The organism is Flavobacterium procerum, from assembly GCF_042431625.1.
GTDB classification, from domain to species: domain Bacteria; phylum Bacteroidota; class Bacteroidia; order Flavobacteriales; family Flavobacteriaceae; genus Flavobacterium; species Flavobacterium procerum.
This window is the reverse complement of the sequence record NZ_JBHLYW010000022.1, coordinates 211,766-228,034: the sequence shown is the minus strand read 5'-3', so window position 1 is coordinate 228,034 and position 16,269 is coordinate 211,766. Positions and strand designations below refer to the sequence as shown.

The window sequence follows — 16,269 nt, the reverse complement described above, 5'->3', positions numbered from 1 at the left end:
CAAACAGGATTTATTGATTTGTTTCAATAAATCCTGTCATATTAATTTTAATACCAAAGATCAGCAACTTCATTTTTTATAAAACTCAAAGCGGCATTACTTGGAGATTGTTTTTCTAGTAATTCGTTCAAAATAACTTCACGAAGTTTATCTGCATTTTCAATTTTATCGCTCATAGTCGCTTTACGAATCATTTGAATAGTAGCGTTTTTGGCAGTCGTGATAATAGTCCAGCATTCTTCAGACACATAAATCTGCTGGGTTAAATTATGTTCAAATTCCTGCTCTATATGGTCAATCAAGTAGTTTTCGTAATCGTGTTTGGCACTTGAAATCGGTGCTACTCTGATTAATAGTTTAGTAAGATTGATGCGCTCCAAAAATAAAGTCATACGCTCGTAGGCCTGAAGGCGAATAGGCAATGACTCTGTATGAGCTTGTTTGTTTAATAAAAAAGCACGTTTTTTATCATTGTTTTTGATGTGTAATTCAAAAAAACGGTAGGCAACAATTCCTGTTACCAAAGCTGGCAATGTGTAACTCGCTAGTTCGATTATTTTATTAAAATCCATTTTTATAATTTTTCAGCAAAAATATACTTTTTGTGGAGAAATACATTTTAAATTTTTATCAATAAACAAAAAGTAAGAGTTATTTTTGCGGCTTGTTTTTCTAAGCTTTGTAATACACATTTATGGATTCATCAATTATATTTTTTCTTTGTCTTGCAGCTTTTGCTGCAGGATTTATTGATGCTATTGTTGGCGGTGGCGGACTGATTCAAACACCAATGGGATTAATTTTACTTCCTAATCTTCCCGTTTCAACAGTAATCGGAACTTTAAAGATTCCGGCTTTCAGCGGTACTGCTTTTGCTGCTTTTCAGTATCTTAAAAAAGTGGTTATCCAATGGAAGCTGTTGCTGATAATGATGTGTTTGGCTGTTCCTGCAGCATTTTTAGGTTCAACTGTTTTGACTTTGGTAAGTAATGATTTTATGAAACCGCTTTTATTAGTTGTTTTGTCGTTATTGTTCATTTATACATACGCAAAGAAAAATTTTGGACAACATGTTGCTAAAGATCATTCAGAAACTAAGCAGATTATTTATGCTGTCGTGATCAGTATGATTGTAGGTTTTTATGACGGATTTATTGGTCCAGGAACGGGCAGTTTTTTTGTCGTTGCATTTATTGCACTTTTAGGGTTTGATTTTCTTCACGCTTCCGCGAATGCCAAAATGGTAAATCTCGCTACGAATTTTGGTTCAATCTGTTTGTTCATGATAAAAGGAAAAATCATCTGGGCAATCGCAATTCCGATGGCAATAAGCAACGGACTTGGAGGCTGGCTTGGCGCTAAACTGGCGATTAATAAAGGAAATGGTTTTATTCGAATTTTCTTTTTGATTGTTGTGGTTGGAACTTTAATCCGATTTGCTTATGATGTGTTTTTTAAATGAGATACTAAGATTCTGAGGCGCTAAGATGCTAAGTTTTTTAGTAGGTGTTGGTTAAAACCAAGTGACAATTCTAACTTTGAGTTAACTATATTTTAAATAGCTAAAACTATTAATTATGAATGAAATTATCGAAGATTTTGAAGATTTTTATAATGATTTGCCTGATGATACCATTCTTAAAGAGCTTCAGAAAAGTGAGGATGATATAAGAAACGGTAGAACTATTTATTATTCCGAGTTTAAAGAAAAGTTACAAAAGAAGTACAATACTAAAAATTGATTTTTCAAATTATTTAAAGAAGGCAAATTGTTTAAATCTAGCCCCGATAGAGGCGATATCCTCGTAGCGGAGCGAAGAGATAAAGCCGAAAGCGGGAAACCATGTCTTAAAAAAGCCAGTTCTTCGGCTTTAAAAAAAACTTAGAACCTTAGCATCTCAGTATCTTAGGAACTTTCTTTTTAAATTCTTAATTTTGCATAAAAGGAGAAAAATTACATGCAGAAATATATTGACCAGCTCAACGAAGCACAGAGAGCACCTGTTTTAAAGAAAGACGGGCCGATGATTATTATTGCTGGTGCAGGTTCTGGAAAAACCAGAGTTTTAACGATTAGAATTGCTTATTTGATGCATCAGGGAATTGATGCTTTCAATATTTTGTCGCTGACTTTTACCAATAAGGCGGCGCGTGAAATGAAGCACAGGATTTCGGATATTGTGGGAGCAACGGAAGCCAAGAATCTTTGGATGGGAACTTTCCACTCGATATTTGCTAGAATTCTTCGTGCAGAGTCTGATCATTTGGGGTATCCTTCGAATTTTACTATTTACGACTCTCAGGACTCGGCTCGATTAATTTCTTCTATTATTAAAGAAATGCAGCTAGACCGTGATATCTATAAACCAAAACAAGTTTTAGGGCGTATTTCGAGTTATAAAAACAGTTTGATTACGGTAAAAGCCTATTTCAATAATCCGGAATTGGTTGAAGCCGACGCTATGGCAAAAAGGCCACGATTAGGAGAAATCTATCAGCAATACGTGGAGCGCTGTTTTAAGGCTGGTGCAATGGATTTTGATGATTTATTATTGAAAACCAATGAATTACTTACTCGTTTTCCTGAGGTTTTAGCCAAATATCAAAACCGTTTTCGTTATATTCTGGTAGATGAGTACCAAGATACAAACCATTCTCAGTATTTGATTGTTAGGGCTTTATCGGATAAATTTCAGAATATTTGCGTGGTTGGTGATGATGCGCAGAGTATTTATGCCTTTCGTGGTGCGAATATCAATAATATTTTGAACTTCCAAAAGGATTATGAAGGAGTAGTGATGTTTCGTTTAGAGCAGAATTACCGTTCTACACGAAATATTGTGGAGGCGGCAAATACTGTGATGGAACATAATAAAACAAAACTGGATAAGGTAGTTTGGACAGCAAACGAATTTGGACCAAAAATTAAAGTTCATAGAAGTTTGACAGATGCTGAAGAAGGACGTTTTGTAGCCAGTACTATTTTTGAGCAGAAAATGCAGAACCAGCTTCATAACGGATCTTTTGCCATTTTGTACCGTACCAATGCACAATCGCGTGCGATGGAGGATGCATTAAGAAAAAGAGATATTCCGTACCGAATTTATGGAGGATTGTCATTTTACCAGCGTAAAGAAATTAAAGATGTTTTGTGTTATCTACGCCTTGTTCTAAATCCGAAAGATGAAGAAGCACTGATTCGTGTCATTAATTATCCAGCGCGTGGAATTGGAGATACAACCATAGAAAAACTAACTATTGCGGCCAATCACTATAAACGTTCCATTTGGGAGGTTATGGTGAATATTGATAAAATTGATTTAAAACTGAATGCCGGTACCAAAAACAAACTGAAAGATTTTGTTACAATGATTCAGAGTTTTCAGGTAATCGACCAAAATCAGGATGCTTTTTATATTACAGACCATGTGGCAAAAAAAACTGGTCTTGTTCAAGAATTGAAAAAAGATGCTACTCCAGAAGGAATGGCAAAGATTCAGAATATAGAAGAGCTTTTAAACGGTATTAAAGATTTTACAGAAGGACAAAGAGAAATTGACGGAGCTCGAGGAGCACTTTCTGAATTTATGGAAGATGTTGCCTTGGCAACCGATTTAGATAAAGATACTAATGACGATGATCGTGTAGCGTTGATGACGATTCACTTAGCAAAAGGATTGGAGTTTCCTCACGTTTTTGTGGTGGGTATGGAAGAAGATTTGTTTCCGAGTGCCATGAGTATGAGTACAAGAAGTGAATTGGAAGAAGAGCGCCGTTTGTTTTACGTTGCCTTAACTCGTGCAGAACATCAGGCGTATTTGACATATGCACAGTCCCGTTATCGTTGGGGAAAACTGACAGATAGTGAACCATCACGTTTTATTGAAGAAATTGATGGGCAATTTTTAGAATATTTAACGCCAGCCGAAACGAATTATCGCTATAAATCACCAATTGACGGCGACATTTTTGGTGATGTAGATAAATCAAAACTCCGATTAAATAAACCGGTAGGAGGAACTCCACCTAAACACATTACAGATAATAGCCCGAAACCAGATTTGAATATTAGGAAGTTAAAACCGGTTTCTGGTAATGCGCCAAGCAGCGGGAATTCAAATTTGTTTGACAGCAAATTAACAGTAGGAAATATTGTGATGCACGAACGTTTCGGAAAAGGAGAGGTAGTAAACCTTGAAGGCGTTGGTGCAGATAGAAAAGCTGAAATCAAATTTGAAGTAGGCGGAATTAAGAAATTGTTGCTAAGATTTGCTAAGTTAGACGTTGTAGGATAAATAAAGTTTCAAGTTTCAGGTTTTGAGGTTTCAAGTTTTTGAAGCGCATACTTGAAACTTAAAACAAATAAAAACTTGAAACAAAAAGAAAATGGCTGAATTTATTAAAATATATCCAGATAAACCTAGTGAAGCGGCGATTGCAAAAGTTGTAAAAGTGCTTCAGAATGGCGGATTGGTAATTTATCCAACAGATACTGTTTACGGTCTTGGCTGTGATATTACCAATTCTAGAGCTTTAGAAAAAATTGCAAAAATTAAAGGAGTAAAATTAGAAAAAGCGAACTTTTCGTTTATTTGTCACGACTTGAGCAATCTTTCAGATTATGTACGTCAGATCAATACTTCGACTTTTAAAATTTTGAAGAGGGCGTTGCCAGGGCCTTATACGTTTATCTTGCCAGGAAATAACAATCTTCCTAAAGAATTTAAAAAGAAAACAACCGTTGGTATTCGTGTTCCTGATAATAACATTATTTTAGAAATTGTTCGTCAATTAGGAAATCCTGTTGTTTCGACTTCTATCCGTGATGAAGATGATGTTATAGAGTACACAACTGATCCAGAATTGATTTTTGAAAAATGGCAGCATCTGGTTGATCTTGTAATTGATGGCGGATACGGAGATAATGTAGGATCAACAATAATCGATTTGTCTGAACATGAGCCTGTTATTGTAAGAGAAGGAAAGGGAGATATTGATATTTTGTAAAAAATTACTTCTATTGTGTAATAGTCTTGAAATAATTGACTAACTTTATTACCAGTTAAAATTTAGTTAGTTAATTATAAAATAACGCTATTCTTAATTTTTAATTAATTGGTTATTAAAAAATTAAGAATATAAAAAAAGCAGGTCGAAGGACCTGCTTTTTTATTTTATAATGTATTACAAGGATTATTTTGCTTGTTTTTTCATTTCTTTTTCAATCATATCATAGAACTGATCGATTTTTGGCATAACCACAATACGAGTTCTTCTGTTACGAGCTTTGTTCTCTGCAGAGTCGTTTGCTGCTAAAGGCACGTATGAACTTCTACCAGCTGCAATTAATTTAGCAGGATTTACACCTAGATCGTTTGTTAATACACGAACGATTGAAGTAGAACGTTTCACACTTAGATCCCAGTTGTCTAAGATAACTCCGTTGCTTTTGTATGGAACGTCATCTGTGTGTCCTTCAACCATACATTCGAAATCAGGTTTGTCGTTAACAACTTTTGCAACTTTAGCTAAAACAGACTTAGCTTTGTCGCTTACGTCATAGCTTCCGCTTTTAAATAATAATTTATCTGCAATAGAAATAAATACAACTCCTTTTTCTACATTGATTTCGATGTCTGGATCATTAATTCCAACTGAACCTTTTAAGCTTGTAACTAATGCTAAAGTAACACTGTCTTTTTTAGTTAAAGCATCCTGAAGTCTTGAAATTTTCAAATCTTTCTCTTTTAAGCTCTCTAGAGATTTTTCAAGATTTTCTGCTCCTTTAGTAGTTAAAACCGTTAAATCTTTAGAAGTACTTATAAGGTCTTGATTATGTTGCTTGTAGCTTTCAGCAGTAGCAGCTAATCCCGCTTTTTCTTCTAAACAAGTGTTTAGTTTAACAGTGCAGGAATTTAATAGATCTTGAATCTCTTTGTTCTTAGCTTCCAAAGCCGCATATTCTTTTTTAGAAACGCACGACGTTAAAGCCATTAGTACTGATAGTGCTATTACTATTTTTCTCATAAATTTAATTTTAATTAGACTTGATTACAAATTTAGTTTTAAATATTTTGAATACTGTTAAAGATATCTTTAAATAAGGTTATTTTCCTGATATAATAAAGGAAAACGATACTTTTTACGGTATAGTATTGCTGTATCTGAAAATCTTTTCGTTTTTTTAAATATTTTAAAGATAAGCAATAAAATGAAAAATGCGCCTTCAAAACAGCAAAAGTATGTCCGAATTTGCCTTGTGTAAGAAATCGAATACCTGCTATTCCGTCTAAAATCATTCTGAAGAAAATCACAAAAAACAATCCTCTTTTTGGCAGATTTTTAACCAACATTAATAATGAATTCCTAAAGTTCAAATAGGTCTTTTTTGGATTTCCCTGTTGCAAAGTTGCTCCGCCAACATGGAACACTTTTGATGCTGGATTGTATTTTATGATATGGCCTTCGTTTGAAGCGCGCCAGCACAAATCTATTTCTTCCTGATGCGCAAAAAAGCTTTCGTCAAAACCTTCAAGCTGATGATAAACATTTTTTCTTATAAAGAAACAAGCTCCGGAAGCCCAGAATAATTCACAATCATCATTATATTGTCCGTTATCTTTTTCTACAGTTTCGAAAATTCTTCCTCTACAGAACGGGAATCCGTATTTATCAATAAAACCGCCCGCTGCACCAGCATATTCGAAGTATTCTTTATTTTTATAATCAAGAATTTTAGGTTGAATAATAGCGGTTTGTTTTTCGTTCTCAAAAGTTTCTAAAATTGGTTTAAGCCAATTTTCGGTTACTTCAATATCTGAATTTACTAATGCGTAAATTTCAGCATCAATATGTTTTAAGGCATCATTGTAGCCTTTTGCAAAACCATGATTACCCGAATTTTTGACAATCTTAACGGTAGGGAATTTTTCTGTAACGAATTCTATTGAGTTGTCTGTAGAATCGTTATCGGCAACGTAAATGGTTGCGCCATCTGAAAATTGAATAACAGATGGTAAAAATTGCTCCAGCAATTTTACTCCGTTCCAATTTAAAATGACAACTGCTATTTTATCCAAAAGTATTGTAATTATTTATTTTTAATGGTTTTCTTTATAGTCTGGCAGGTTTCTTAAAAACTCGTATTTTTCGTTTTCAAAATCCATTTGACAATAAAAATGGTTTAGTCCGTTTGTGACATTCAAAAACCGTGCCTGCATTGTCATATTATAACGTGCAATTTGGTCAAAAGTTGCCTGAGATATTTTTACTTCTGGCGCTTTGCATTCTACTAAAATATGTATAGAACCGTCTGAATTAAATACTACTACATCATAACGTTTTCTTAATCCGTTGACAGTTAAAACTTTCTCTACGTTTATCAAAGATTTTGGGTATTTTTTTTCATTCATTAGATAATGAACTACATGCTGACGGACCCATTCTTCGGGCGTAAGAATTATAAATTTTTTCCTGATTTCATCAAAAATAGACACTTTATTTTCGCTATTTTTGAATCGGAAAGTATAAGCTGGAAAATTTAGTTTAAGCATAAAGCAAAAATATAAAATAGTTTCAGGTTTCAAGTTTAAAGTTTCAAGTTTTGAAACGATAACTTGAAACTTTAAACTTGAAACAATATTTAATGGACGAAGTAATAAAAATTGTTAACGATATAAAGGCAGGTAATATTAAGCCAATCTATTTTTTAATGGGTGATGAACCTTATTATATAGATAAGCTGTCTGAATATATTGAACAGAATGTTTTAGCCGAAGAAGAAAAAGGATTCAATCAGACCGTTTTGTACGGAAGGGATGTTTCTGTAGATGATATTGTTTCGACGGCTAAACGTTATCCAATGATGGCTGAACGTCAGGTTGTTATTGTTAAAGAAGCACAAGATTTGTCTCGAACTATTGATAAAATAGAATCGTATGTAGATAATCCGATGACGACTACAGTACTTGTTTTCTGTTATAAGTATAAAACGTTGGACAAGCGTAAAAAAGTAACCAAACTGTTGGCACAGAAGGGAGTCGTTTTTGAAAGTAAAAAATTATATGAAAATCAGGTTGGAGATTGGATAAAACGTATTCTGGCTGGAAAAAAATATACAATCGACCCAAAAGCAAATGCCATGCTGGTAGAATTTTTAGGTACTGATTTGAGTAAAATCAATAATGAACTAGAAAAACTGCAGATTATTCTACCGAAAGGAACCATGATTACGCCACAACATATTGAAGAGAATATTGGATTTAGTAAAGATTATAATGTATTTGAACTTCGAAAAGCGATTGGAGAGCGCAATCAGTTAAAAGCATACAAGATAGCTGAGAATTTTGCACATAATCCCAAAGAATATCCGCTTGTTATGACTACAGGTTTGGTTTTTGGCTTTTTTGTTCAATTATTAAAATACCATGGCTTGAAAGATAAAAATCCAAAAAACGTTGCAGCGGCTATAGGTGTAAATCCGTTCTTTCTCAAAGAATACGATTTGGCTATTAAAAATTACCCAATGCGAAAGGTGAGTCAGATTGTGGGGGCTTTACGAGATATCGATATTAAAAGTAAAGGCGTGGGTGCCAATGCTTTGTCTCAAGGCGATTTGTTAAAAGAAATGCTCTATAAAATATTTAATTAAATCGCCTAAAATTCACGATATTTGCATTTCGAAAAAATTGAACTACTAAAATTATACGCAATTATGGGAATGAATAAAAATACTGTTTTAGGATGGGCAACTTTTATTATGGTGCTTATGGGTTTTTTGCTTATAGGTCTCGGCGCTTTTAGATATAGCGATGTTTCCGGATGGGGATTTGGTGCTGTTGGAGTAGGTTTTTTAGCTAATGCATGGGTTTTTAATGCTTTAAAAGGAAGAGTTTAATTCGATTTCAATAAGAAAATATAAAATAATTTAATTAAAAATAAAAAATGTCAGACGATAAGAAAGTAATTTTCTCAATGCAGAAATTGAGTAAAACCTATCAAGGAGCAGACAAACCAGTTCTTAAGAATATTTACCTTAGTTTCTTTTACGGAGCTAAGATTGGTATTTTGGGACTTAACGGTTCTGGAAAATCTTCTCTTTTAAAAATTATTGCAGGTGTAGATAAGAACTATCAAGGAGATGTGGTTTTTCAACCTGGTTATACAGTAGGATATTTAGAGCAGGAGCCAATTCTTGATGATTCTAAAACGGTTATCGAAATTGTTCGTGAAGGTGCTGCAGAAACGATGGCAGTTTTAGAAGAATATAACCAAATTAATGATTTATTTGGTCTTGAAGAAAACTATTCAGATCCAGATAAAATGGACAAATTGATGGATCGTCAAGCGGCATTGCAAGATAAAATTGATGCTCTAGGTGCTTGGGAAATCGATACAAAATTAGAAATCGCAATGGATGCGTTGCGTACTCCAGAAGGCGATACTCCAATCAAAAATCTTTCCGGTGGAGAGCGTCGTCGTGTAGCTTTATGTCGTCTGTTGTTGCAACAGCCAGATGTACTGCTTCTGGATGAGCCTACCAACCACCTTGATGCTGAGTCAGTTCTTTGGTTAGAGCAGCATTTAGCACAATATGCTGGAACTGTAATTGCTGTAACACACGACCGTTACTTCCTTGATAATGTTGCTGGATGGATTTTAGAGTTGGATAGAGGAGAGGGTATTCCGTGGAAAGGAAACTATTCTTCTTGGTTGGATCAAAAATCGAATCGTTTAGCGCAGGAAGAAAAAGTAGCTTCTAAACGTAGAAAAACTTTGGAGCGTGAGTTGGAGTGGGTTCGTCAAGGTGCAAAAGGTCGTCAGACTAAACAGAAAGCGCGTTTACAGAACTACGACAAATTATTGAATGAAGATCAAAAACAACTAGACGAGAAATTAGAGATTTATATTCCAAATGGGCCTCGTTTAGGAACAAATGTTATTGAGGCTAAGAAGGTTGCAAAAGCATTTGGTGATAAATTGTTGTACGATAATTTGAATTTTACTTTGCCACAAGCTGGTATTGTTGGAATTATCGGACCAAACGGCGCTGGTAAATCTACTATTTTCAAAATGATTATGGGAGAACAAGCTACAGATAGCGGTGAATTTACGGTTGGTGAAACTGTAAAAATTGCTTATGTAGATCAGTCACACTCTAATATTGATCCGAATAAATCGATTTGGGAAAACTTTGCTGATGGTCAGGAATTAATTATGATGGGAGGAAAGCAAGTAAACTCAAGGGCTTATTTGTCACGTTTTAATTTTGGTGGCGGTGAGCAAAACAAAAAAGTTTCGATGTTGTCTGGTGGAGAGCGTAACCGTCTACATTTGGCAATGACATTGAAAGAAGAAGGAAACGTACTTTTACTGGATGAGCCAACGAACGATCTTGACGTAAATACACTTCGTGCTCTTGAAGAAGGTTTGGAAAATTTTGCAGGTTGCGCAGTAATTATTTCGCACGACAGATGGTTTTTAGATAGAATCTGTACACACATCTTGGCCTTTGAAGGAGATTCTGAAGTTTATTTTTTCGAAGGAAGTTTTACTGAATATGAAGAAAATAAAAAGAAACGTCTTGGTAACGACTTAACGCCAAAACGTATTAAATACAGAAAATTAATTAGATAATTTTAGTTAATTTACAATTTTTGAAAATCCCAAATTCCAAATTTATCGGAGTTTGGGATTTTTTAGTTAGGATTTGAAATGTATTCGAAAAGTAAACCCGACAGGTTTTAAAACCTGTCGGGTTGTACTAAAATGTATTAAATTGGAATTTGGAATTTTTAAATTGGAATTTAAAAATTTAAAGAAACTTTGATTTCAATTCAGTAGTGGGAAGCATGCAACTTTCTTTTTTGCCATACCAATTGTATCTATTTTTGGCAACATAATCATAAATTTTATCGCTAATAAAAATGGGTACAATTCTAAAAATCAAAAGCAGTTTCCAAAACCCGCCAAAATTTTTTGCTATTTCAATTACGGCCGAAGATTTATAGAAATAGGCAGTTCCTGGATTGTATAAAATTATACTATCCATTTTTGAAAAACTAATTCCTAAGTATTTGCAAATTTTCGTTCCTAATTCTGACTGTAATGCCACAAATCTGAAAACATCCTTTTTGTCGTGCTTGATAATAAACTGAACAGCAGAATCACAGAGATTGCAAACTCCATCAAAAAGAATGATTTTTTTATCTTTTGGAAGACTTTCCATTAAAAATAGAAATTTAGATTTAATATTTTAAGTTCTGGTATGTATAAAAATGACTAGAATGAACAATAAACAGAGTAAAAAAGATGATTATATTGAAAATCTATTGATATTTTGTTTTTAATAATTTTTGGATATCAAAATTGAGCTTCATAAATTAATTTTAATCTATTTTTAGAAATAATCAACCTAATTTATTATCTATTAAATTATCGTGCCTTAAATCGCTTTGTTTTAGTTTTGGTCTTTTTTTTACTGTTTTCTAAGTTAAGAATTAGCCTCTATAACTAAAAAATTACTTTTTTACAGCTTCGACTAATTCTAATTCATCCAAACTTACTTTCGAAGTAAAAATTCCATAATTTACAGTTGCTTTATTTTTTTCAATCAAATCGATACTTCCGACAGATCTTCCATCAAGCATTCTTACTCGATCACCAACTTTTAAAATTGGTTTTGGTTTTTCTACTACTGGTTTGAGTTTCTTTTCTTTTTTCTCTTTTCGAATCTCTTCTACTTTTACAGTTACTTCAGCAATAATTTCTTTTTGTTTTTCAACTTTTGCTTTTGTTTCTTTTGGAGTTGCCTTTTTGCGTTTAGAATTTTCAATCTCAACAATTTTCAAAAATTCACCAATAAGTTCTTTTTTGTTTTTGTTGTTGAAATATTTTTCAGCGATATCGTCAATTTTTTGTCCAATGTAAATTACTTTCTGATTGCTATCATATAATTCCTGATAGCTTTCTAATTTTTGTTGGATTTTGGTATTGATGTTTTCCATCTTTTTGCTTTCTTCACGAGCGCGTGTTTCTTCTTCTTTTAAATTCAAAGAAGTTTTTTCCAGTTTTGAACGTTCTTTCTGAAGAGTAGCAATGGTTTTGTCAAAACGAACTTTTCCAACTTCAATTTTCTTTTTCGCACGATTGATTAGTCCAAAAGGAATACCATTTTTTTGAGCGACCTCAAAAGTGAACGAACTTCCCGCTTGACCCAAAGCCAATTTGTACATTGGTTCAAGAGATTTTTCGTCAAACATCATGTTCGCATTTGTCGCGTATGGTAATTCGTTTGCGAGAATTTTTAAATTAGAATAATGCGTTGTAATAATTCCGAAAGCTTCACGATGATAAAATTCTTCCAAGAAAATTTCCGCTAAAGCACCACCCAATTCAGGATCAGAACCTGTACCAAATTCGTCAATCAAAAACATGGTTTTATGATTACATTTCTTTAAAAAGTAATTCATGTTTTTTAAACGATACGAATAGGTGCTTAAATGATTTTCAATAGATTGATTGTCTCCAATATCCGTTAAGATTCTATCAAATAAGAAAGTTTCACTTCGCTCGTGAACTGGAATCAAAATTCCCGATTGCAACATTAATTGCAATAACCCAACTGTTTTTAAAGAAATGGTTTTCCCTCCGGCATTTGGCCCAGAAATTACAATAATTCTGTTTTCTTGTTTTAGCTCAATTGTCTGTGGATGAGTTACTTCCTTCTTTTGTTTGTTGTTTAAATACAAAATCGGATGATAGGCTTCTCTAAAAAACAATCTTCTTTCTTCTGTGATTGTTGGGAGAATTCCATTTATGCGATTTGCATATTTTGCTTTTCCAGCAACAACATCAATGTCGCTTAAAAAATCCTGATATTCGATTAATAATGGAAGGTAAGGACGAATTACATTAGATAGATTTTTTAGAATTCTTGTAATTTCTTCTTTCTCTTCATATTCCAAATTGGCTAATTCTCTAGAATATTTCAAAGTCGCTTCCGGTTCGATGTAGGCAATGCTTCCAGTTTTAGAACTTCCTAAAATTGAACCTTTTACCTTACGGCGATACATAGCCAAAACCGCTAAAACTCTACGGTTTTGTACAAAGCTTTCTTTGATGTCATCTAAATAACCTAAGCTGTTGTACTGAGTTAAGGCAACGCCAAAACTTTGATTTACCTTGCCTCGAACCAGATTCATATTTTGGCGAATGCCAGCCAAAGCGGGAGAAGCATTGTCTTTGATTTCTCCATATTTGTCAACAATAGCGTCAATTGCTGTTAAGATATCTTTCGTCAATTCAACGCGGGAAGCTCTTGCATTCAGATTAGGATAATAATCATCAAACTTTTTTAAGAAGTTCAATAAGACATTTACTGTTGCAGAAAGGTTGGCAATTTTTCTAAAACTACCAACTTCAAGAAAACTGTCTTCGATTGCGAGAAATTTTATTTCATGAGAAATTGCATCAAATCCGTGGTTTGGAATTGCGTTGTTGTTTTGAAAAGAAGAAACATACTCTGATGTCTGCATCAAAGCCTGCATCAATTCTTCTTTATTTCTGAATGGTTTTATTTCTAAAGCTTTTTCTTTTCCAATATCTGTGTTACATCCATCTGAAATGGTTTCGAGTACGGTTGGAAATTGTAAGTCTTGTAATGTTTTTTCGGTAATACTGATCATTTAATAACTTTATGAAAGTAAAGGCAAAAGTACAAAAACATTATCATTGAAATCTAAAATTATAGTGCTATAAATATGATTTTTAGTATTAATTTCTGAAATTCGCAAAAAAAAAGTTATGGACGTAAAAATGCATTCTTCTTGGAAACCTGTTTTGAATGAAGAATTTGAAAAACCATATTTCAGTACTTTAATTGATTTTGTAAAATCAGAATATGTAGCAAATGTTTGTTATCCGAAGGGCAACCAGATTTTTTCGGCATTCGATCATTGTCATTTTGATGAAGTGAAAGTGGTCATAATTGGGCAAGATCCTTATCACGGACCAAATCAGGCAAACGGTTTGTGTTTTTCTGTGAATGATGGAATTCCATTTCCGCCTTCTTTATATAATATCTTCAGAGAAATTGAAACTGATTTAGGAAAACCTCTTCCCAAAACTGGAAATCTAGAACGCTGGGCCGATCAAGGTGTTTTTCTGTTGAATGCAACCTTAACAGTAAGACAGTCGGAAGCGGGAAGTCATCAAGGTAAAGGTTGGGAAAAATTTACAGATGCTGTGATTAAGAAAATTTCTGAGGAAAAAGAAAATGTAGTCTTTTTACTTTGGGGAGGTTTTGCACAAAAAAAAGCATCTTTGATTGATGCTTCAAAACATCATATTTTAAAATCTGGACATCCTTCGCCACTAAGTGCAAATAGAGGATTTTGGTTTGGAAATAAACACTTTAGCCAAACAAATGATTTTTTAAGATCAAAAGGATTGGAGGAAATCGAGTGGTAGTTTTTTAGAAGTGACAAAGGGGCAAGCTTTGCTTTTTTTCTCAATTTTGTCATTTCGACTGAAAGGAGAAATCGCACTAGAAACTCTACAAAGATTGAATTTTACTTTGCGGAAATTCTAGTGCGATTTCTCCTTTCAGTCGAAATGACAGAAAAACTATTTTTTTATAATTTCTTCTAAGACCGCTTTCTTTTCGTAATTAGTCACTTTTAAAATTATTTCTTTATTCGTGACTGTTTTTCCTTCAATTATATATAATTTTCCACCTTTAGACGGAACATTACTTTGATCAAAATCGACATCTCCGTAGGTCAGAGTGTTTTTGATGTCATCTTTATTGACCCACTTTTCATTTAAAACCTGGATTGCTTTAGGTGAATACTCAAATGGTTTTGTTCTTAGATTATTTAAAACTCGAGCATTTGGAAAATAGTTGCATCGGGTATCTTTTCCGATAAAAACCATAGAAACAACAAAACTTCCAATTACAAGACCAATTAAATAATAAGCAAAACGATGTATAAACTTCATGAAATATTTTTTTTGCAAAGGTACATTAAAGTTCCTTTAAAATACAAGTAAATTAATATCGTTATCAGGTAAATCAAACCAGTCGCCAATAGCTTTGTTTGTTAGGATTCCGTGATAAAGATAAATTCCGTTCTTCAGCCCTTTGTTGCATCTGATGGCACTTTCGATTCCGCCATCTTCAGCAATTTGATGCAGATAAGGAGTTAAAATGTTACTTATTGATAATGAAGCGGTTTTAGAATATCTAGAAGGAATATTGGGTACGCAATAATGTAGAACATTGTTTTTAATGAAAGTCGGTTTTTCGTGAGTCGTAACTTCCGAAGTTTCAAAACAACCGCCTGTATCGATGCTTACATCTACAATTACGGCGCCTTTTTTCATATGTTCTACCATAGTTTCGCTAACTACGATTGGACATCTTTCTTTTCCACGCATAGCTCCGATTGCAACATCACAGCGTCTTAACGCTTTTAAGAGACCTTTTTGTTGTATGGTTGAAGTGAAAATTCTCTGACTTAAATTATTTTGAAGACGACGAAGTTTTGTAATCGAATTGTCAAAAACTTTTACATTGGCACCTAATCCGATTGCGGTTTTTGCCGCAAATTCTCCAACAGTTCCAGCTCCTAAAATTACAACTTCGGTAGGAGGTACGCCTGTAATATTTCCAAATAAAAGTCCTTTTCCGAACTCATTTGTAATCATTAATTCGGAAGCGATTAGAATCGAAGCCGTTCCTGCAATCTCGCTTAAAGATTTCACAGCGGGGTAAGATCCGTCTTCATCTTTAATATATTCAAAAGCAAGAGCCGTGACTTTTTTCTGCGCTAAAGCTTCAAAGTATTCTTTCTTTTTAGTTTTAAGCTGAATAGCCGAAATAATAACGGTTTCGGGATTTATCATTTCAATTTCTGCCAAAGTTGGCGGTTCAACTTTTAAAAGAAACGGACAGCCAAAAACCTTTTTGGTGTCTCTTGTAATTTCTGCACCTGCATCACTGTATTCTTTGTCGGTGTAACTTGAACTTTCGCCTGCGCCAGATTCAATCATTACACGATGACCTTCATAGGTTAATGAATTAACAGCATCCGGAGTTAAACAAATACGACGTTCCTGATAACTTGTTTCTTTAGGGATTCCTATAAAAAGTTCTCTTTTAAAACGTCCCACCTCAAGCTTTTCTTCTTGTGGCAGCAATTGTTGTTTTGTAAACGGAGTTAAGGTTATTGACATGTGTGATGCAAAAAATTAAGGGTACAAATTACG

The 16,269-nt window shown here is 33.7% G+C and carries 16 protein-coding genes; 8 read left to right on the top strand and 8 right to left on the bottom strand.

Going from position 1 to position 16,269, the window contains the following annotated elements:
• Window positions 1-47 precede the first annotated feature (47 nt).
• Window positions 48-572 carry a DUF7935 family protein gene (locus tag ACFFLS_RS20565; protein WP_379687074.1) on the bottom strand — a complete coding sequence of 175 codons (525 nt, stop codon included), beginning with the start codon at window positions 570-572 and terminating at the stop codon, window positions 48-50.
• A gap of 122 nt (window positions 573-694) precedes the next feature.
• Between ACFFLS_RS20565 and ACFFLS_RS20560 the strand changes: the two genes are divergently transcribed.
• The 4 genes from ACFFLS_RS20560 to ACFFLS_RS20545 all read left to right on the top strand — a co-directional run bounded on the left by ACFFLS_RS20560 (window position 695) and on the right by ACFFLS_RS20545 (window position 5,007).
• Entirely contained in the window at window positions 695-1,462 is a 768-nt protein-coding gene (locus ACFFLS_RS20560) for a sulfite exporter TauE/SafE family protein (protein WP_379687073.1), read from the top strand.
• Window positions 1,463-1,577: 115 nt separating this feature from the next.
• The gene (locus ACFFLS_RS20555) at window positions 1,578-1,742 is read left to right on the top strand and encodes a hypothetical protein (RefSeq protein WP_379687071.1); all 165 of its coding nucleotides are present in this window, start codon (window positions 1,578-1,580) and stop codon (window positions 1,740-1,742) included.
• A 216-nt stretch (window positions 1,743-1,958) separates the two neighbouring features.
• Window positions 1,959-4,295: an ATP-dependent helicase gene (locus ACFFLS_RS20550; RefSeq protein ID WP_379687070.1), complete on the top strand. Its 2,337-nt coding sequence runs from the start codon at window positions 1,959-1,961 to the stop codon at window positions 4,293-4,295.
• Window positions 4,296-4,386: 91 nt separating this feature from the next.
• On the top strand, window positions 4,387-5,007 hold the full coding sequence (locus ACFFLS_RS20545; RefSeq protein ID WP_379687069.1) for an L-threonylcarbamoyladenylate synthase: 621 nt from the start codon (window positions 4,387-4,389) through the stop codon (window positions 5,005-5,007).
• Between the two features lie 186 nt (window positions 5,008-5,193).
• Here ACFFLS_RS20545 and ACFFLS_RS20540 read toward each other — a convergent pair whose 3' ends face one another.
• Genes ACFFLS_RS20540 through ACFFLS_RS20530 form a run of 3 tightly spaced genes read right to left on the bottom strand, consistent with a single transcriptional unit; the run spans window position 5,194 to window position 7,553 of the window.
• On the bottom strand, window positions 5,194-6,027 hold the full coding sequence (locus ACFFLS_RS20540) for an OmpA/MotB family protein (protein ID WP_379687068.1): 834 nt from the start codon (window positions 6,025-6,027) through the stop codon (window positions 5,194-5,196).
• A gap of 38 nt (window positions 6,028-6,065) precedes the next feature.
• The gene (locus ACFFLS_RS20535; protein WP_379687067.1) at window positions 6,066-7,079 is read right to left on the bottom strand and encodes a glycosyltransferase; all 1,014 of its coding nucleotides are present in this window, start codon (window positions 7,077-7,079) and stop codon (window positions 6,066-6,068) included.
• 21 nt (window positions 7,080-7,100) lie between these two features.
• Window positions 7,101-7,553 (bottom strand): type I restriction enzyme HsdR N-terminal domain-containing protein, encoded by a 453-nt coding sequence (locus ACFFLS_RS20530; RefSeq protein ID WP_379687065.1) that lies wholly within the window; start codon window positions 7,551-7,553, stop codon window positions 7,101-7,103.
• 92 nt (window positions 7,554-7,645) lie between these two features.
• Here ACFFLS_RS20530 and holA point away from each other — a divergent pair, with 92 nt between their 5' ends.
• The 3 genes from holA to ettA all read left to right on the top strand — a co-directional run bounded on the left by holA (window position 7,646) and on the right by ettA (window position 10,635).
• Window positions 7,646-8,650: a DNA polymerase III subunit delta gene (gene holA / locus ACFFLS_RS20525; protein WP_379687063.1), complete on the top strand. Its 1,005-nt coding sequence runs from the start codon at window positions 7,646-7,648 to the stop codon at window positions 8,648-8,650.
• 63 nt (window positions 8,651-8,713) lie between these two features.
• Complete coding sequence (locus ACFFLS_RS20520; RefSeq protein ID WP_091497659.1) at window positions 8,714-8,896, top strand: CAL67264 family membrane protein; 183 nt, start codon at window positions 8,714-8,716, stop codon at window positions 8,894-8,896.
• Between the two features lie 47 nt (window positions 8,897-8,943).
• Window positions 8,944-10,635, top strand: coding sequence for an energy-dependent translational throttle protein EttA (gene ettA, locus ACFFLS_RS20515; protein ID WP_379687062.1), 1,692 nt, complete (start codon window positions 8,944-8,946; stop codon window positions 10,633-10,635).
• Between the two features lie 178 nt (window positions 10,636-10,813).
• On the opposite strand, the gene ACFFLS_RS20510 is transcribed toward ettA, so the two are convergent.
• Window positions 10,814-11,227, bottom strand: coding sequence for a thiol-disulfide oxidoreductase DCC family protein (locus tag ACFFLS_RS20510; RefSeq protein WP_379689629.1), 414 nt, complete (start codon window positions 11,225-11,227; stop codon window positions 10,814-10,816).
• 292 nt (window positions 11,228-11,519) lie between these two features.
• Window positions 11,520-13,685, bottom strand: coding sequence for an endonuclease MutS2 (locus ACFFLS_RS20505; protein WP_379687061.1), 2,166 nt, complete (start codon window positions 13,683-13,685; stop codon window positions 11,520-11,522).
• A 118-nt stretch (window positions 13,686-13,803) separates the two neighbouring features.
• On the opposite strand from ACFFLS_RS20505, the gene ACFFLS_RS20500 reads away from it, so the two are divergent.
• Window positions 13,804-14,469, top strand: coding sequence for a uracil-DNA glycosylase (locus ACFFLS_RS20500; protein ID WP_379687059.1), 666 nt, complete (start codon window positions 13,804-13,806; stop codon window positions 14,467-14,469).
• Window positions 14,470-14,625: 156 nt separating this feature from the next.
• Here ACFFLS_RS20500 and ACFFLS_RS20495 read toward each other — a convergent pair whose 3' ends face one another.
• Both ACFFLS_RS20495 and ACFFLS_RS20490 read right to left on the bottom strand, forming a co-directional pair.
• The gene (locus ACFFLS_RS20495; RefSeq protein ID WP_379687057.1) at window positions 14,626-15,000 is read right to left on the bottom strand and encodes a DUF4258 domain-containing protein; all 375 of its coding nucleotides are present in this window, start codon (window positions 14,998-15,000) and stop codon (window positions 14,626-14,628) included.
• Window positions 15,001-15,036: 36 nt separating this feature from the next.
• A complete protein-coding gene (locus ACFFLS_RS20490; protein WP_379687055.1) occupies window positions 15,037-16,236 on the bottom strand; it encodes an alanine dehydrogenase in 1,200 nt (399 codons plus the stop codon).
• Window positions 16,237-16,269 lie beyond the last annotated feature (33 nt).